Origin of the sequence: Microbacterium sp. H1-D42 (assembly GCF_022637555.1) — a bacterium.
GTDB lineage: Bacteria > Actinomycetota > Actinomycetes > Actinomycetales > Microbacteriaceae > Microbacterium.
The window spans coordinates 3,190,830-3,208,738 of sequence record NZ_CP093342.1 but is presented as its reverse complement, the minus strand read 5'-3'; the positions used below and the strand labels follow the sequence as shown (position 1 = coordinate 3,208,738).

Below are 17,909 nucleotides of genomic sequence, written 5' to 3'. Positions count from 1 at the left end.
GTGGCGTGCTGGGGGCCGTGCGCTGTCTTTGACCACGGCGCGAACCTACGGGATAATCGTTTAAGCATCGAGTCGCCTCTGCACCCGCAAGAGCATTCCGCACACCGAGGGCCAAGGAGGCCAGATGTCCCACTCTCCCGCGTACATCACAGCTGTCAGTTCGGGCGAGGGGGCGCGTCGGACCGCGCGATCCTGGCTGCACAGCGATGCGCCGGCACTGTCGCTGGACGGGGCCTGGCGCTTCCGGCTTCTGCCTGGTGTTCCGGGATCCCTCGGCGCGGCAGGGATTCTGCCCGCCGGTGAAGCTCCCGAAGCGTTCGCCGCTGAGGACTTCGATGATTCCGGCTGGGGCGACATCGAACTGCCTTCGCACTGGGTGCTCGGCCAAGACGGCGCCTTCGGGTGGCCCGAGTACACGAACGCCAAGCTCAGCATCCCGCTCGACCCGCCCAATGTCCCCGATGAGAACCCGACGGGCGATCACCGGCGCGTCTTCGAGGTGCCGGCGGAGTGGCTCGATGCGGAGCGCTTCGAGGCGGTCGTGCTGCGCTTCGACGGGGTCGAATCGCTGTACCGGGTCTGGCTGAACGGGCAGCAGGTCGGCGTGGGCACGGGCTCGCGCCTCGCTCAGGAGTTCGATGTCACCTCAGAGCTGCGGCCGGGGGCGAACACCATCGCCGTGCGCGTGCACAAGTGGTCGGCGCAGACGTACGTCGAGGACCAGGATCAGTGGTATCTGCCTGGCATCTTCCGCGATGTGAGTGTGCAGGCGCGCCCGGTGGGTGGCATCGAGGACGTCTGGCTGCGGACGGCGTTCGACTTCGACACCGGTGGCGGTGAGGTGCTGCCGGAGGTGGTGGCGGATGCTGTCGCTTTCCCGATCCGGCTTCACCTCCCCGAGCTCGCGATCGACGTCACCTGGGCAACCCCCGCTGACGTGCGACCGGTTCGGATCGACGCGGTCGCGCCGTGGTCGGCCGAGTCGCCGAGGCTGTACGACGCCACCGTCGCCAGCGCGAGCGAGACGATCTCGCTGCGGCTGGGCTTCCGCACGGTGCAAGTCGTCGACGGCGAGATCCGCGTCAACGGCACGCAGGTGATCTTCAACGGCGTGAACCGGCACGAGACGCACCCCGATCGCGGGCGCATGTTCGATGAGGACTGGGTTCGCGAAGACCTGCACATGATGAAGCGGCACAACATCAATGCGATCCGCACCGCGCACTACCCGCCGCACCCTCGGGTACTCGATCTGATCGACGAGATCGGATTCTGGGTCATGGTCGAGAACGACTACGAGACCCACGCCTTCGCCAAGGCGGAGCCGGTCGAGTGGTCGCAGAACCCCAGCGACGATCCCGCCTGGCGCGAGCCGATCATCGACCGGATGCGTCGCACGGTCGAGCGTGACAAGAACCACCCGAGTGTGATCATGTGGTCGCTCGGCAACGAGTCGCACACCGGGCACAACCTGGCAGCAGCAGCCAACTGGGTGCGCTCTCGCGACCCTGAGCGCCCCGTGCACTACGAGGGCGATCGCCAGGCGCGCTACACCGACGTGTACTCACGTCTCTACCCCTCAGTCGCCGACGTCGAGAGCATCTGCGGCGACGACGCCTCCGCCGTGTACGAAGCCGACTTCGCCGAGTCGGCGCGCGTGCGCACGCTCCCCTTCCTGATGGCGGAGTACGCCCACGCCATGGGCAACGGACCGGGTGGGCTCGCCCGCTATCAGGCGCTGGCGAACGCCAGAAACGCTGACGGATCGCGCGTCTACCCCCGCTTCCATGGCGGCTTCGTCTGGGAATGGCGTGACCATGGCATCCGCCACACCACCGCCGACGGCGAGGAGTTCTTCGCCTACGGCGGCGACTTCGGCGAGAAGGTGCACGACGGCAGCTTTGTGATGGACGGACTCGTCTTCTCTGACGACACCGCGAGCCCAGGACTGCTCGAACTCGCCGCGGTCATCGCGCCAGTCGAGTTCGGGTCGCATGTGGTCGAGGACGGCCAGCTGCGCGTCGGCGTGCGCGGCCACGCCGGCGTCGCAGTCGCGCCGCTGCGATTCGTCGGCCGCGTCGAAGTCGACGGCGTGCGCGTCGGCGAGCCGGTGGTGCTCGAATCGACTTCGCCGCTCGCACCGGGCGAGCACCGCGAGATTCGGATGCCCGTCCCCGGCGCGTCCGGTCATGGTGAGACCTGGGTGACGATCGAAGCGCAGCACGCCGTCGCGCTGCCGTGGGCACCGGTCGGTCACATCGTGGCATCCGCCCAATTCGACCTCACCCGATCTGGCGGGGCGGGGCTCGCCCTGCAGGGTGGCCCTTCCGTCCCGCGCACGCTCACCCCGGCATCCGCCGACCACGCGACGACTCTCGGCCCGGCCACCTTCGTCGGCGGGCGACTCACCTCGCTCGCCGGGCTGGCCGCGGGGGCTGTGCGTTGCGAGCTGTTCCGCGCGCCCACCGACAACGATCGGGGCGTCGGCAACGACGATTCGACCAAGCACGATCCCACGCGTCCCGTCGAGCAGCCGCACCTGTCCACCGAACCGTCGCACGCGAGCTACTGGGAGCAGGACTACCTGCATCTGCTCGCGGGTCGGGTCGAGTCAGTGGAGGTGTTCGAGAACGGGCTGCAGACCCGCAGTCGGTGGTCGCCGCCGAACTCGCGTCACGCCGTGACCCTCACCGAGACCTGGCAGCTGCACGACGGCGATCTCTGGGCGCGGTTCGACTTCGCGCCGACCATGGACTGGCCCTACATCTGGCCGCGACTCGGCATCCGCATCGACCTGCCGATGGACGTTAACGGTGCCGAATGGTTCGGCACCGGGCCGGGGGAGTCCTACCCCGACATCGACCATGCCGCCCGCGTCGGGCGGTTCACGGCCGGAATCGACGACCTGAGCACTGCGTACGCGCGCCCGCAGGAGAGTGGGCACCGTTCGCACCTGCGCAGTCTGTCACTGGCTGAAAGTGGATCACCGCGCGTGCACATCGACGCGTTCGCGGATCCGCGTGGTCGCCGCCCGGGGTTCACACTGACCAGGCACACCGCCCAGCAGCTGGCCGATGCCCGGCATCCGCACGAGCTGCCTGCGCCCACCGCATCACATCTCTATCTCGACGCCGCCCAGAACGGGATCGGCTCGCGGTCGTGCGGACCCGACGTATGGCCGGATGACATGCTGCGCAGTGAAGCGAGATCGATCGTCGTGCGCGTCCGGTCGGCGTCGTGATATCGCGCAGTCCGGCGCGCGGGCACGGCTATGCTCTGATCTGATGGCCATTCAAGGGACGAAACGCGCGACGCGCGTGACTCTGCGCGACGTCGCAGAGCGCGCCGGTGTCTCGATCGCGACGGCTTCGTATGTGCTTTCCGGCACGGATGGCGAGGGCGCCCGCTATTCAGATGAGACGGCGCAGCGAGTGCGGGACGCCGCCGCCGACCTGCAGTACCGGCTGAACAGGATGGCGCGCTCGGTGCGCACAGGCCGGACCGGCGTGATCCAGCTCGTGCTGCACATGCTGGACGACCCGTGGACGCTGAGCATCGCCGAGGCGTTCAGCGAGCGGACCCCTGCGCAGGGCTGGACGACGTTGATCGCGATGGACTCGGACTTCGGAACGGCACTCGCGCGCAGCGAGTTCGACGCTGCCTTCGTGGTGGCCGTCGGGGCGACGGACAACACGGAGTGGCGCGATGAGCTCGGGCCGCTGGCGCGCAAGGTCGCGGTGTACTCGTCGGTTCTGGATCCGGACGGATTCGATGTCGTGCGCTTCGATGAGCGTGGTGCCTCGCAGATCGCGATGCGCCACCTGCTTGAGCGCACCTCGAGCGTCGGCTGTCTCACATCCATCCCCGAGTCGGGGCAGCCCGAGGGCAGTCTGCGGCGTCAGGTGTATCTGGAATCGATGCGCGAGGCGGGTCACGAGGTGCCCGAGGGGTACGTCGTCGAGTATGAACGCGATCTTCTTGATCCGTATCGCGCGGCGCGCGTGCTGCTGGACCGCCCTGATCGCCCCGCGGCCATCTTCGCCGAGGCCGACTTCGTGGCGTTCGCTGCGGTGCAGACGGCGCGCGAACTGGGACTGCGCGTCCCGGAAGACGTCGCGGTCATTGGCATCGGCGACTCGCGGCAGGCAGAGCAGGCCGACATCAGCTCAGTGGGCGCGCGCGACATGCGGGAGAAGATCGTGGCTTTCGTCCTCGAGCGGGCCAGAGACGAGAACACGCCTGTGGACCGGCTTCTCGAGCTGGAACCGACTCTGTTCGTCCGCGGATCGTCGCGCTGACATCCCGCGTTGCTCAGCCATCGGATGTTTGTTAGAGTCTGCATAATCGGTTAAGCAGGGTCCCTGCCCCGCACCCGTCCGATTTCACAGTGGAAAGAAAGTGCTGCCGCGAAGTTGCGGTGGAAAGGAAACGAAATGCAGTCACGTGCTATCCGATACGGCATGGGAACCCTGGGGGTGTTCACGGTCGCCGCTCTCGCGCTGACCGGCTGCTCCTCGGCATCCGGCGGCGGCGAGGCCAGCGACGGACCCGTCACGCTCAACTACACGATCTGGGACCAGAACCAGGAGCCCGCGCTGCGCGAGGCGGCCGACCTGTTCGAGAAGCAGAACGACGACGTCACCGTCGAGATCACGGTCGTCCCGTCCGCTGACTACTGGACCAAGCTCCAGACTCAGCTCAAGGCCGGCAACGGCCCGGATGTCTTCTGGGTGAACGGCCCGAACTTCCAGCTCTACGCATCCAACGACCAGCTGCTTCCCCTGGACGACGCCGGCGTCAAGGCCAGCGACTACCCGAAGTCGATGGTCGACCTGTACACCTTCGACGGCAAGATGTACGGCGCACCCAAGGACATGGACACAATCGGTGTCTACTACAACAAGGCGCTGTTCGACCAGGCCGGTCTCGACTACCCGAAGGCCGGATGGACGTGGGACGACTTCACGACCGCAGCCAACAAGATCAGCGGCCTCGGCGACGGCATCTACGGCACCGCCGCCGCTCCCTACGGTCAGATGACCTACTACAACACGATCCTTCAGGCCGGCGGCGAGATCATTTCTGCCGACGGCAAGAAGTCCGGCTACGACACCCCCGAGGCCGCCGAGGGCGTGCAGTTGTGGGTCGACCTGATCAACGACGGCGGCTCGCAGACCCTGCAGCAGATCACCGACACGTGGCCCGGCGACACCTTCAGCTCGGGCAAGATGGGCATGTTCTGGGATGGTTCCTGGGCTGCCGGCACGTACAGCAGCGCTGAGGCGATCAAGGACGTCATCGGCGTCGCGCCCCTGCCCGTCGGACCCTCGGGTGAGAACACCTCGGTCGTGCACGGCCTCGCCAACGCCGCATCCGCACAGTCCGACAACCCGGAGTGGGCGACGAAGTTCGCAGCCTTCATGGGCAGCAAGGACGTCGCTGAGATCCAGGCCAAGACCGCCACGGTGATCCCGGCGTTCAACGGCACGCAGCAGGAATGGGTCGACGCACTGCCGACCATCGATGCTCAACTGTTCCTCGATGCAGCCGACACTGGTGTGCCGCTGCCGACCTCGAAGAACACCGCTGCCTGGGTCTCGGTCGAGGAGACCATGATCAAGGACATCTACACCGGCAAGATCGACACCGAAGCGGGCCTGAAGAAGCTCGCCGGCGAGATGAACGACCTGCTCGCCAAGGAGTGACATGACAAAGGCACGACTGCGCGGCCGCGAAGCCGCACGGCGACCAGCCTCGCAGTCGAGCCGTGGGCGGGCCTGGTGGGCACTTGTGTTCATCGGGCCCGCCGGGCTCGGGCTGGCCGTCTTCTACATCTGGCCGATCTTCCGCGGACTGTACCTCGCATTCCAGGATGTCGGACCGTTCGGCGGTGAAGAGTTCGTCGGCTTCGCCAACTTCGTCGAGATCTTCTCTGAGCCCGACATGTACCGGGCACTGTTCAACACGCTGATGTACGCCGCCATCTGCCTCGCCGGTGTGCCGATCGCGATGGTGGTCGCCGTGCTCATCAACACCAAGGGGCTGAAGCTGCGCGGACTGTGGCGCGTGCTGTTCTTCCTGCCAGTGGTGACCATGCCGGTGGCGGTCGCCCTCGTCTGGCGGATCCTGCTGAACGTGGACTACGGCATCGTCAACCAGACACTCGCCGTATTCGGCATTCCAGGGGTCGCTTGGCTGTCCACGCCTGTCGTCAACATCATCGTGATCGCCTTCGTCGGCATCTGGATGGGACTCGGCACCCAGATCATCATCTTCACCGCCGGGCTGCAGGGTGTTCCAGACACGCTGCTCGAAGCGGCCGAGCTCGATGGTGCAGGCCCCGTGCGCCGGTTCACGAACGTGATCGTGCCGCTGCTCTCGCCGACGACGTTCCTGCTGAGCGTGCTCAGCATCATCGCCTCGATGCAGGTCTTCGACCTCATCTACCTGATGATCGGTCAGAACAACCCGGCACTCGCCCAGTCGCAGAGCCTCGTGTCGTTGTTCTACACGCGAGGATTCCTGCAGAACGATCTCGGCGCAGCCGCGGCCATCGCCTGCGTGCTGCTGATCATCATCCTGGCCCTGAGCGCCATCCAGTTCCGACTCCAGCGCAAGTGGGTGCACTATGAGTGAGACCATGATGATCACCCAGGCCACGCCTGGTCGTGATCGCCGCAAGAAGTCCCTCGTCTGGGTCTACGTCATCCTCATCGTGCTCAGCGCTGTGATGGTCTTCCCGTTCATCTGGCAGACGCTGACCTCGTTCAAGACGCTGTCGGGCACGTCCGCAGTGCCGCCGCAGATCATCCCCGACCCCTTCACGCTGCGCGCGTACGAGAAGGTCTTCGACACGCTGCCATTCTGGACGCTGCTGGGCAACTCGATCTGGCTGACCGCGATGCGCACCGCGGGGCAGGTCATCTTCTGCACCATGGCCGGCTACGGCTTCGCCCGCTTCCACTTCAGGGGCAAGAACGTCGTCTTCGTCGGGTTCCTCGCAGTCCTGATGGTGCCGGGGCAGCTCTTCCTGCTGCCGCAGTACGAGATCATCGGCGCGCTCGGTCTCGTCGGAACGATTCCGGGCATGGCGCTGCCTGGCCTGTTCAGTGTGTTCGGCACGTTCTTGCTGAGGCAGTTCTTCGCGACGCTGCCCATGGAGCTCGAAGAGGCCGCCAGGCTCGATGGCGCGAACGAATGGCAGATCTTCTGGAAGATCATGATGCCGCTGGCCAAGCCGGGCATCATCGCGCTCACGGTGCTGACCGCGCTGTGGTCGTGGAACGACTTTCTGTGGCCGCTCGTCGTCTCGGGCAACGTCAACTCGATGCCGCTGAGCGTCGGGCTGAGCCTGCTCACCGACCTGCGTCTGAAAGATGACGCACTTCTCATGGCGGGAGCGCTGCTGAGCTCGCTCCCGATGATCATCGTCTTCCTGGTGCTGCAGCGGCAGTTCATCCAGGGCATCGCCTTCAGTGGCTCGAAAGGTTAAGTAATGAGCAATACTCGGATGCCCGTCGGCATCGTCGGCTTCGGAGTGCGCGCACTTCTCATCGACGACCTCCTGGCGAGGGACGACATCGAGGTCCGTGCGATCTGCGACCCGTCCGATTCCGCGCGTGCGCGGGCTTCGGACCAGGTGCCGTCGGCTTTGGTGACGGCGCAGCTCGCGGAGATGCTCGAGTCAGGTGTCGAAGCGGTGTTCGTGCTGTCGCCAGACGACACGCACGCCGCCGTCGCGAAGGCATGTCTTTCCGCGGGCGTCGCCGTGTTCTGCGAGAAGCCGATCGCGATCTCGATCGAGGATGCCGATGAGATGCTGGTTTTGGCCAAGCAGACCGGGGCGCGGTTGTATCTCGGCCACAACATGCGGCACATGCCGGTCGTCACGCTGATGCGCGAGATCATCCAGTCCGGCAGGATCGGTACGGTCAAGGCCGTGTGGGCTCGGCACTTCGTCGGCCACGGCGGTGACTACTACTTCAAGGACTGGCACGCCGAGCAGAAGCACGTGAACTCGCTGCTGCTCCAGAAGGGTGCGCACGACATCGACGTGATCCACTGGCTCGCTGGCGGCTACTCGCAGCGCGTCTCGGGCATGGGCGGTCTGACGGTGTACGGCGACGTTGAGCACGGCAAGCCCGCCGGTGACATGATGACCGACTGGATCAGCACCGACAACTGGCCGCCGACCGAGCAGACCGGGGTCAACCCGAATGTCGACGTCGAGGACATCTCCATGGTCACCATGCAGCTCGACAACGGTGTGTTCGCGACGTACGAGCAGTGCCACTACACGCCGGACTACTGGCGCAACTACACCGTGATCGGCACGAAGGGACGTCTCGAGAACGTCGGTGACGGTCCTGGAGATGCGGTGCACGTGTGGATGTCTCGCAAGGCCGGCTTCGGTGCGCCAGACGAGGTCATCGAGATCCCCGAGGCCAGCGGTTCGCACGGTGGCGCAGACCCGCTGTTGCTCGACGAGTTCATTCGCTTCGTCCGTGACGGTGGAACGACTGAGACCTCGCCCATAGCGGCGCGCCAGGCTGTGGCTGTCGGTGTACTCGGTGCCGAGTCGATCCGCACGGATCAGGGCGCACGCGACGTGCCCGCGCTCGACCCTGAGCTCATCCGGTACTTCGACGAGGGACAGCCGGGCTCGCGATCCGGCGTCGCGGCGCAGTCCGCGCGCTGAGGCAAATCATCTCCACACAGAAGCGGCGCCGACGGTTTCCCGTCGGCGCCGCTTCTGTGTCACCTCGTCAGACTGCGGGCACCGCCACCGTGACGACAGCGCCGCTTTGGCGCGCCTCTTCGGCGGCGAAGACCACGCGGTGGCTGGCCATGCTCGCCGAGATGCTCGAGGACATGGACGCCGGTGACGAGCTGCGCAGTGCGGAGACGAACGCCCTCATAAGGCCCCGATCGCCGCCGCCGTGACCGGCGGCAGCATCGAAGCCGAGCTCATCGGTGTCATACACCGTCGTCTTCAGCGTGCGGAAATCGTAGACGCTGATCATGCGGCCGTCACCCGTGATCTGCCCGGCCGTGCCGAACAGACGGGTCTTGCGGTTGCTGCCCTCGGCGAAGGCCGTGAGCGTGAAGCTCGCGAGCCTGCCGTCCGTGAACTCCATCTGCACCGTCTGGTGGTCGACGACGTCGTTGTCACACAGGTAGACGCACCGCCCCCAGGGGCCGGTCTCGAGCGCCCTGTCGATCGCCTCCGGGGTCACCTCGCCCGCCATCACCAGTGCGTTGTACTCCTCTGATGACCCGGGGTTGTTCAGGCCGCTGCGGTAGAAGCGGGCGGCGTCGAACGCGCAGGACGATGCCACCGGGCACGTGACGCACCGGTCGGACGCTCCGGCCGGCTGCGACTCCTTGCGGAAGTAGCCGAGCGAGCCGAACGAGCTCACCCGCTGCACTGGGCGACCCATCACATGCAGCAGCCAGTCGATGTCGTGACACGACTTCGCCAGCAGCAGGCTGTGGGCGGTGGCGGAGCGCGCCCAATTGCCTCGCACGAAGGAGTGCGCGAAGTGGTGATGACCGACCGGCTCGAGATGTTCGATCTGCATGATCTCGCCGATCGCACCCGCATCGAGCAGCTGCATCAGCTTCTGCGTGTACGTCGTGTAGCGCAGCACGTGGCATACCGTGACGCTGACACCGTTGGCGAGCGCAGCGTTCTCGATGTCGTCGCAGTCCTCTGGGCTGGTCGCGATCGGCTTCTCCAACAGGATGTCGTATCCCGCTTCGGCGAACGTGACGCTCGCATCGCGGTGCAGATGGTCCGGGAGCGAGACGATCACCGCGTCAGCGAGACGCGGCTGCGCGGCGAGATCCTGCCAGTCGTCGAACACCCGGGCATCCGGGAAAAGCAGCCGCAACCGTGACAGCGCGGCGGGATTCTTCTCGGCGACCGCGACGACCTCGACGCCTGGCAGCGCCGCCGCCTCTGTCGCGTAGGCGTGGCCGCGCATTCCCGCGCCGACCACCGCCAAGCGGATGTCGCGGGTCTCGCCGTTGTCGTCAGCCCTTGGATGCGCCACTGACCAGTCCCTTCACGAAGTACTTTTGCAAGAAGATGAACAGGATCACGATCGGGATCGTGGCGAGCACCATGTAGGCGAACACCGCTCCGTAGTTCGACACGTACTGACTGATCTGCCGGTACATGCCCACAGTGACAGTGGTGCCGCTGCCGGGCCCGAGGATGATCAGCGGAGTGATGAAGTCGTTCCAGATGCCGACCGCGAGGAAGATGATGACGCTCGCGCCGGCGGGCCGGAGCAGCGGGAACACGATCGCCCAGAACGTCCGGATGGGACCAGCGCCATCGATGGCCGCCGCCTCTTCGATCTCCTTGGGGATCGAGCGCATGAATCCACTGAACACCAGTACACCGAAAGGCAGGTTGCCGGCGATGTAGACGATGATCAGGCCGAAGATCGACCCGATCATCCCAAAGGTGTCCAGAATGCGCAGCAGCGGCAGCAGTGTGGTCGCCGCAGGGATCATCAGGCCGAGTGGGATCGTGACCCACAGCAGTTTCGCGAACCAACTCGAGGATCGCACCATGTAGTGGGCCATCATCGCGGCGATGATGGTGGCGACCAGGGTGCCGATCACCGTGATCTGCACGCTGTTGATCAGTCCGTTCCAGAACAGGCCGTCCGGACGTGTGAACACGTCCTGGAAGTTCTGCAGCGTGAGCGGCATAACCGGCACACCCGGGTACTTGTAGATGTCCTCCTGCGTCTTGAACGCGTTGAGCACCACGAGGTAGATCGGGTAAATGAAGATCGCCGTGACGACCAGTGCGAGGATCGTGCGCGCGGGGCTCGCCCCCGTGGCCTCCGGTCCGCGCCAGCGGCGCTTCTTCCGGGGGAGGCTCACCTCTTCGGCCACAAGCTCTTCTGTGGCGACTGACGACTCTGTGATGCTCACAGGTCCACCTCCCGCTTCTTCATGAGCTTCATCGAGGCCATCGAGATGAGCGCGATGATCAGGAACATCACGGCGGCCTTCGCGGCGCTGTAGCCTACTGCGCCAGCGCTGAGGCCGGTCTGAATGACATCGAACGCCAAGGTCGAGGTCGTGCCGACTCCGGGGCCGCCGTTGGTCATGACCTTGACATGGTCGTAGATCTTGAAGCCGCCGATCATCGTGAGCACGGTCATGATCGTGACCGAGGGTGCCAGCAGGGGCCAGGTCACAGTCCAGAACCGGCGGACGGGTCCTGCGCCATCGATGGATGCTGCTTCGAGCAGCTCCTTCGGGATGCTCTGCAGGCCCGCGAGGTAGAGCACCACGCACACGCCGACCGACTGCCAGGCGACGATGGCCGCGACGCTGTACAGAGCGAGATTGGGGTCGGACAGCCATCCCGGGGGATTCGGCGTGAAGTTCCGAAGCACCGAGTTGATCAGTCCGTCGTCCTTCAACAGTTGCTGCCAGACCACCGCGACGACGACCGAGGAGAGGATGACGGGCACGAAGAAGACCGCGCGCATCGCGTTGAAGGCCCAGCCGCTGCGATCGAGGAGGATCGCGATGCCGAGCCCCAGCGCGTTGGGAACGATGATCGCGATGATCGTGAGCACAACGGTATTGCCGAGAACCTGCAGGTACGCCGGGTCGGTGAACAGCTTGACGTAGTTCTCGAACCAGATGAATGACGTCTCAGCGCGGTACGCGTCTTCGTTGGTCAGGCTCGACCAGAAGGCGAGCAGCAATGGCCACAGGACGAATACGAAGTACAGCACTGCGCCAGGAAGGGCGAACAGCAGAAAGTGGAGGGGGCTGTGCAGAGATCGTCTGCGCTTGGGCAGTGCAGGGCTGCTCTTGGTTTGGATGGTGCTCATGAGTGCGTCTTCGCTTCTCGGTCGTCTTCTGTGAGAAGGGGACGGATCCGACTGTGGTCGGCGTCCGTCCCCCTCTCTTCTGGGGCTGCGCTTACTTCTGCGCGGCGGCGTACTGCTCGTCGAGGTACTTCGCGAAGTCCTCGGGTGATGTCTTGCCGGTCATCAGATCGACGTTGGCGGCGATCATCTTGTCGTTGAATCCGGGGGGCAGTGCACCGTCGCCGGTGATGTTGCCCCAGGCCGGAACGGTGGCGTCCGCCTCGACGGCTGCGTCATACGCGTCGACCATCTGCTTGTAGAGACCGCCGACACCGTCAGGGATCGTGTAGCCCTTCACAGTCACGATCGCGCCGTCCGTGATCACCGTGGAGTCGAGGTTCTCCGTGTTGACAGAGAACGCGAGAGCCCACTTCTTGGCGAGATCGACGTTCTTGGAGTTGGCGTTCACGTTCATGCCTGCGCCGGTGACCACCGGGAAAGCCGGCTTGCCGTCTTCGCTCGGCCAGCCGAAGACGCCGATGTTGGTCATGTCCTTGCTGTCTGCCGCGGCGGTGAACCACGAGCCCATCGGGTACATCGCGGCCTTGCCGTCGACGAATGCCTGCTCGAGGTCGGTGTAACTGCGGGTCATGCCGGCACTGTCGGAGAAGCCGTCCTTGACCAGCTGAGCCACCTTGGCGGATGCGCTGACGAACTCGGGATCGGTGAACTTCACCTCGTCCTTCTCACGCTTGAGGAACCACTCCGGGTCGGCAACGAGAACATCTGCCGCGACGAGGGCGTTCAGCGTGAGGACCGTGGCCCAGGTGTCTTCTCCGCCGCCGCCGATCTCGAACGGAGCGATGCCTGCCGCCTTCAGCTTGGCCGCGTCGGCGACAAGCTCCTCGTACGTGGCCGGAGGCGCGGTGATGCCGGCCTGCTCGAAGAGGTCCTTGTTGTAGTACACCAGTGGGATGGCCTGAGCGCCGGTGGGGACGCCGTAGAACTTGCCGTTGATGGTGCCAGAGGTGAAATCGGTGATGCCAGCCGCCTCCAGCTCCTCACGCGTGTATTCGGCGAGCTCCCCCTTCTGGGCGAGTCCGTTCGCGATGCCGGCCGCGAAGATGTCGGGTGCCTGGCCCGATGCGAACAGCTGCTGTGCGTAGGCGGGGGTGTTCTCGCCGACGACTTTCTTGATCTTGACGCCGGGAACTTCCTTCGATGCGCGCGCGATCGCCGCATCCCAGTACTCGGGGGTGAGGTTCGGCGACTCCGAGACGAGGAACGTCAGGGTGACGTCGCTGTCCTTGCCGTCAGAACCCGACGAGTCAGGAGCGCCGGCGGTGCAGCTGGTGAGTGCGAGGGCAGCTGCAGCGGCGATGCCGACCGTCAGGAGCCGCGTTCTACGTCGTTGTGTAACCACGGGATTCTCATTTCTTGGTGCTGAGAGGGGGTCGTGGCGTCCAAGGGGTGCGCCACTGCACGAGACTTACTAAATTTCTTTTTGTAATCTCTTGATTCGGTAGTGTCGCAGGGCGAGGGGATGCTGTCAACCGGGACTTCCGCTAGTCTCTGGTGAATCGCCTGAGCCGTCAGGTGATTCAGAAATGAGATTTCTATATGTCGATCAAAGATGACGGCTGGGGAGCCACGTACGCCGGGGACCCCTCTGCGCTGCGAAAGATGAACATCACCGCGGTGCTGCGGTTCCTGCATTCCGCGCCGACTGACACCGATGATGGCGACGGTCGCTACACGGTGACCGAGATCGCGCAGTCGACCGGCATCTCGCGGCCGACCGCGGAGGATGCGGTCGACGCGTTGATCGAACAGGGCTGGCTGGTCGAAGCCGGACCGAACTCGCGGGCCGGCCGGCGCTCAGCCGGACGACCGGCGCGCACGATCCGGTTCGACCCTCAGTCCGGATGCGTGTTGGGACTGGACCTCGCGCCGCACTGGGTGCGGGTGCTCGTCTCCGATCTGGCGGGCCGGATCATCGGTCGCGCCGAGTATCCGGTGGCTCACGGGGCGTCCGTCGGCGAGCGGATCGCGGGCGCGCGCACGGCGACGGCCGAGGCGCTGCGGCTGGCCGATCGCGATGTGACCGACATCCTCGCCGCGACCGCGGCGACCGTCGGCATCGCGCATGCGGATGGCACCGTGGTGCGATCCACGCTGCCCGAGCTGGTCGGCCACAACCTCTCCGAGATGCTTGGCGGGTTCGTGCCCGTGCCCGTGCGATTGGTGAACGACATGCGTGCTGCGGTGCTCGCGGAGCACTGGGTCGGGGCGGCGGCGGACTGCGGCAGCGCCGTCTATCTGCATGCGGGCAGGCGACTCGGGACGGCGTACCTCATCGGCGGCGTCTCGCCACTCGGGCACCACGGGGCAGCCGGCGAGATTCCGCCGGAGTCGGGTCGCCGACTCATCGACGCCTATCGCAAGCTCGCGAGCTTCACCGGCGTCGACGTCGACGCGCTCTCTCGCGAGGAGATGCTCGGAATCGATCCGCGCACGGTCTTCGAAGCCGCTCAACGCGGCGAGACCGGTGCTCGTCAGGCGGTCATCGACTTCGCCGAGGAGTTCGCCACCGGCATCGAGGGATTGGTCATCACCGTTGATCCCGAGGTGGTCGTGGTCGGAGGTGGCGTCATCCTCGCCGGCGACATCGCGGCTGAGGCGATCCGCTCGACCCTCTCCGACGTCTGCGTGTTCGAGCCGACGGTGGCCGTCTCCCCACTGGGAGAGAGCGCGGTCGCGCTCGGTGCCGTGCGCCTCGCGCTGAACGAATTCGAAGAGTCCCTGTTCGCGAACCCGCTCGCCCCTGTCCAGAAAGTGCAGCGCCTCGAATGATCCGCTCCGCCGACTACGTCACGGCCATCACCGAAGGAACAGGCGCGCGTCGCCCGGCCCGTTCCTGGCTGCACTCCGATGCCCCGACCCTTTCCCTCAACGGCGAATGGCGCTTTCGGCTGCTGGCCGGAGCGCCCGGTGCGCTTGGCGCGCCCGACGCTCTTCCTGAGGGCGAGGACGACGAAGCGATCGCCGACCCGGCTTTCGACGACTCGGGCTGGAGCGTCATCCAGCTGCCCGGCCACTGGGTGATGGCCGGTGGCGGCCGGTTCGGGTGGCCCGAGTACACGAACAGCCAACTGAGCATCCCGATCGATCCGCCGCACGTACCGGACGAGAATCCGACCGGCGACCATCGGCGCACGTTCGAGGTCCCCGGCGAATGGCTGGATCCTGCCCGATTCGAGGTTGTGGCATTGCGCTTCGACGGGGTCGAGTCGATCTACCGGGTGTGGGTGAACGGAATCGAGATCGGCGTCGGGGTCGGATCTCGCCTCGCGCAGGAGTTCGACGTCACCTCTGCCCTACGGCCAGGGCAGAACACCATCGCTGTGCGCGTGCACAAGTGGTCGGCGCAGACCTTCGTCGAGGACCAGGATCAGTGGTATCTGCCTGGCATCTTCCGTGACGTGAGCGTTCAGGCGCGTCCAGTCGGCGGCATCGAGGACGTCTGGCTCCGTGCGGCGTTCGACCACCACAGCGGCGCCGGCGAGATTCTGCCCGAGCTGACCGCTGACGAGCGGGCCTTTCCGATCCGACTGCGGATGCCGGAGCTCGGCGTCGATGTCAGCTGGGCCACCGCTGACGACGTGCTGCCGGTGCGCATCGGTTCCGTCGAGCCGTGGTCGGCCGAGGTGCCGAGGCTGTACGACGCCACCGTCGCCAGTGCGCGCGAGGCGATCTCGCTGCGGTTGGGCTTCCGCACCGTGCAGATCGTCGACGGCGAGATCAGAGTCAACGGGACGCAGGTGATCTTCAACGGTGTGAACCGGCACGAGACGCACCCCGACCTCGGACGGGTGTTCGACGAGGACTGGGTGCGCGAAGAGCTGCACGTTATGAAGCGGCACAACGTGAATGCGGTCCGCACGGCGCACTACCCGCCGCATCCGAGGGTCCTCGATCTGATGGACGAGATCGGATTCTGGGTCCTGCTCGAGAACGACTACGAATCGCACGCCTTCGGCAAATCCGAACCCGTGCAGTGGGCCGGCAACCCCAGCGGCGAGCCGGAGTGGCGCACCGCGGTCGTGGATCGGATGCGTCGCACCGTCGAGCGCGACAAGAATCACCCGAGCGTGATCATGTGGTCACTCGGCAACGAGTCGCACACTGGGGACAACCTCGCGGCGGCGGCGAACTGGGTGCACGCGCGTGACCCCGAGCGCCCGGTGCATTACGAGGGCGACTACCAGGGGCGCTACACCGACGTCTACTCGCGGATGTACACGTCGGTGGCCGACGTGCAGAGCATCTGCGGCGATGACGGGTCGACGCCGTGGGCCACGGACTTCGCCGAAGCCGCCCGGGTGCGCACCCGACCCTTCCTGATGGCGGAGTACGCGCACGCGATGGGCAACGGGCCGGGCGGACTCGCCCGCTATCAAGCGCTGGTGCACGCACGGAACGCCGACGGCAGTCGTGTCCATCCGCGATTCCACGGCGGCTTCGTCTGGGAATGGCGCGACCATGGCATCCGACACACGACACCGGACGGCGAGGAGTACTTCGCCTACGGCGGCGATTTCGGCGAACTCGTCCATGACGGCAACTTCGTGCTCGACGGGCTCACCTTCTCAGACGGGTCACCGAGCCCCGGGCTGCACGAGTTCGCGGCGGTCGTCGCGCCGGTCGAGTTCGGCGAGCCCACGGTGCGCGATGGGCAATTGAGCGTCGAGGTGCGCGGGCACGCCGGCGTCGCCATCGCGCCGGTGCGGTTCATCGGTTGCGTGGAGATCGACGGGGCTCCCGCATCCGGTGAGCCCGTGCTGCTGTCGGTCCTGCCGGGGTCGGACGCCGCCGACACCCCTCGGGGCGCGCTTGCGCCGGGCGAGCGTCGGATGCTGACGATGCCGGTTCCCGAACCGGCCGTCGGCGGCGAGACGTGGGTCACGATCGAGGCGCAGTACGAGACCGAGTTGCCCTGGGCGCCGGCGGGGCATGTCCTGTCGGTCACGCAGTTCGACCTGACCCCACGCAGCGTGCACGACCGAGCACGCGCCGTCGCACCCCGACCGCCGGTGGCGACGACGCCGGTCGTCGGCGTGCATCGCACGACGCTCGGGCCGGCATCCTTCGTCGGAGGACGCCTCACATCGCTGGCGGGAATGCCGACCGGTCCCGTGCGCTGCGAGCTGTTCCGTGCGCCGACCGACAACGACCGCGGTGCGGGCGCTGTCGACTCCACCAAGTACGACCCGATGGTTCCGGTCGACTACGCCCGGGCGACCATCGACCCTCCGCACGCCGATGTGTGGGAGCAGGACTACCTGCACCTGCTCAGGGGACGTGTCGAGTCGGTCGATACCTTCGCGAACGGACTGCAGACGCGAACGCGGTGGGCGCCGCCCAACTCGCGGCATGCGGTCACGCTCACCGAGACGTGGCAGCTCCATCGCGGAGATCTGTGGGTGCGGTTCGATTTCGAGCCGACCGCGGACTGGCCGTACATCTGGCCGCGGCTCGGCATCCGGATCGACCTGCCTGCGAGCGTCGACGGCGCTGAGTGGTTCGGCACTGGTCCTGGTGAGTCCTACCCCGACACGGATCATGCTGTTACGGTGGGGCGCTTCTCGTCCGACGTCGATGGGCTCAGCGCACCCTACGCACGGCCGCAGGAGACCGGACATCGCTCCGACGTGCGTGAGCTCATCCTGACGCAGGACGGCGCCCCGCGTGTCATGTTCGATCTGCCGGCGGATCTGCTCGGTCGCCGCCCGGGATTCACTCTGACGCGCCACACCGCTCAGGAGCTGGCTCAGGCGCGGCATCCGTTCGAGCTGCCCGAACCGGCCGCGACCCACCTCTACCTCGACGCAGCGCAGAACGGAATCGGTTCCCGCTCGTGCGGTCCCGACATCTGGCCGAGCGACATGCTCAGCAGCGAGGCGCGGACGATCGTGGCGCGGATCGGCGCTCTGCCCGACTGACACCTCGCCCGGCGTAACCCTCCTTGACTCTGGGAGGAGGGTTCGCTACCTTCTCGCA

General features: G+C 66.1%; 12 protein-coding genes. 8 read left to right on the top strand and 4 right to left on the bottom strand.

Annotated features, from left to right (window positions below):
* Nucleotides 1–124: 124 nt before the first annotated feature.
* From MNR00_RS15200 to MNR00_RS15175, 6 genes are all read left to right on the top strand, one after another.
* Nucleotides 125–3,241, top strand: a complete 3,117-nt coding sequence (locus MNR00_RS15200) for a glycoside hydrolase family 2 TIM barrel-domain containing protein (protein WP_241926747.1) — start codon at nt 125–127, stop codon at nt 3,239–3,241.
* Nucleotides 3,198–4,298, top strand: coding sequence for a LacI family DNA-binding transcriptional regulator (locus MNR00_RS15195; RefSeq protein WP_241926746.1), 1,101 nt, complete (start codon nt 3,198–3,200; stop codon nt 4,296–4,298). The genes MNR00_RS15200 and MNR00_RS15195 overlap by 44 nt, the downstream gene beginning before the upstream one ends.
* A gap of 135 nt (nt 4,299–4,433) precedes the next feature.
* On the top strand, nt 4,434–5,705 hold the full coding sequence (locus MNR00_RS15190; RefSeq protein WP_241926745.1) for a sugar ABC transporter substrate-binding protein: 1,272 nt from the start codon (nt 4,434–4,436) through the stop codon (nt 5,703–5,705).
* Nucleotide 5,706: 1 nt separating this feature from the next.
* Entirely contained in the window at nt 5,707–6,636 is a 930-nt protein-coding gene (locus MNR00_RS15185) for a sugar ABC transporter permease (protein WP_241926744.1), read from the top strand.
* Between the two features lie 4 nt (nt 6,637–6,640).
* Complete coding sequence (locus MNR00_RS15180) at nt 6,641–7,492, top strand: carbohydrate ABC transporter permease (protein ID WP_241926743.1); 852 nt, start codon at nt 6,641–6,643, stop codon at nt 7,490–7,492.
* A gap of 3 nt (nt 7,493–7,495) precedes the next feature.
* Complete coding sequence (locus MNR00_RS15175) at nt 7,496–8,698, top strand: Gfo/Idh/MocA family oxidoreductase (protein ID WP_241926742.1); 1,203 nt, start codon at nt 7,496–7,498, stop codon at nt 8,696–8,698.
* A gap of 67 nt (nt 8,699–8,765) precedes the next feature.
* Here MNR00_RS15175 and MNR00_RS15170 read toward each other — a convergent pair whose 3' ends face one another.
* The 4 genes from MNR00_RS15170 to MNR00_RS15155 all read right to left on the bottom strand — a co-directional run bounded on the left by MNR00_RS15170 (nt 8,766) and on the right by MNR00_RS15155 (nt 13,272).
* Entirely contained in the window at nt 8,766–10,055 is a 1,290-nt protein-coding gene (locus tag MNR00_RS15170; RefSeq protein ID WP_241926741.1) for a Gfo/Idh/MocA family oxidoreductase, read from the bottom strand.
* On the bottom strand, nt 10,036–10,953 hold the full coding sequence (locus MNR00_RS15165; protein WP_241926740.1) for a carbohydrate ABC transporter permease: 918 nt from the start codon (nt 10,951–10,953) through the stop codon (nt 10,036–10,038). Before MNR00_RS15165 ends, MNR00_RS15170 begins: the two co-directional genes overlap by 20 nt.
* The gene (locus MNR00_RS15160) at nt 10,950–11,870 is read right to left on the bottom strand and encodes a sugar ABC transporter permease (protein WP_241926739.1); all 921 of its coding nucleotides are present in this window, start codon (nt 11,868–11,870) and stop codon (nt 10,950–10,952) included. Before MNR00_RS15160 ends, MNR00_RS15165 begins: the two co-directional genes overlap by 4 nt.
* A gap of 91 nt (nt 11,871–11,961) precedes the next feature.
* The gene (locus MNR00_RS15155) at nt 11,962–13,272 is read right to left on the bottom strand and encodes an extracellular solute-binding protein (RefSeq protein ID WP_241926738.1); all 1,311 of its coding nucleotides are present in this window, start codon (nt 13,270–13,272) and stop codon (nt 11,962–11,964) included.
* Nucleotides 13,273–13,469: 197 nt separating this feature from the next.
* On the opposite strand from MNR00_RS15155, the gene MNR00_RS15150 reads away from it, so the two are divergent.
* Together MNR00_RS15150 and MNR00_RS15145 are read left to right on the top strand one after the other, a co-directional pair.
* The gene (locus tag MNR00_RS15150) at nt 13,470–14,702 is read left to right on the top strand and encodes an ROK family transcriptional regulator (protein WP_241926737.1); all 1,233 of its coding nucleotides are present in this window, start codon (nt 13,470–13,472) and stop codon (nt 14,700–14,702) included.
* Entirely contained in the window at nt 14,699–17,851 is a 3,153-nt protein-coding gene (locus MNR00_RS15145; protein WP_241926736.1) for a glycoside hydrolase family 2 TIM barrel-domain containing protein, read from the top strand. Before MNR00_RS15150 ends, MNR00_RS15145 begins: the two co-directional genes overlap by 4 nt.
* Nucleotides 17,852–17,909: the final 58 nt, after the last annotated feature.

Bases quoted from the DNA above. Each gene is read 5' to 3' on its own strand.
- MNR00_RS15200 (WP_241926747.1), top strand. From the start codon at position 125: ATGTCCCACTCTCCCGCGTACATCACAGCTGTCAGTTCGGGCGAGGGG.
- MNR00_RS15150 (WP_241926737.1), top strand. From the start codon at position 13,470: ATGTCGATCAAAGATGACGGCTGGGGAGCCACGTACGCCGGGGACCCC.
- MNR00_RS15185 (WP_241926744.1), top strand. From the start codon at position 5,707: ATGACAAAGGCACGACTGCGCGGCCGCGAAGCCGCACGGCGACCAGCC.
- MNR00_RS15175 (WP_241926742.1), top strand. From the start codon at position 7,496: ATGAGCAATACTCGGATGCCCGTCGGCATCGTCGGCTTCGGAGTGCGC.
- MNR00_RS15180 (WP_241926743.1), top strand. From the start codon at position 6,641: ATGATGATCACCCAGGCCACGCCTGGTCGTGATCGCCGCAAGAAGTCC.
- MNR00_RS15145 (WP_241926736.1), top strand. From the start codon at position 14,699: ATGATCCGCTCCGCCGACTACGTCACGGCCATCACCGAAGGAACAGGC.
- MNR00_RS15160 (WP_241926739.1), bottom strand. From the start codon at position 11,870: ATGAGCACCATCCAAACCAAGAGCAGCCCTGCACTGCCCAAGCGCAGA.
- MNR00_RS15190 (WP_241926745.1), top strand. From the start codon at position 4,434: ATGCAGTCACGTGCTATCCGATACGGCATGGGAACCCTGGGGGTGTTC.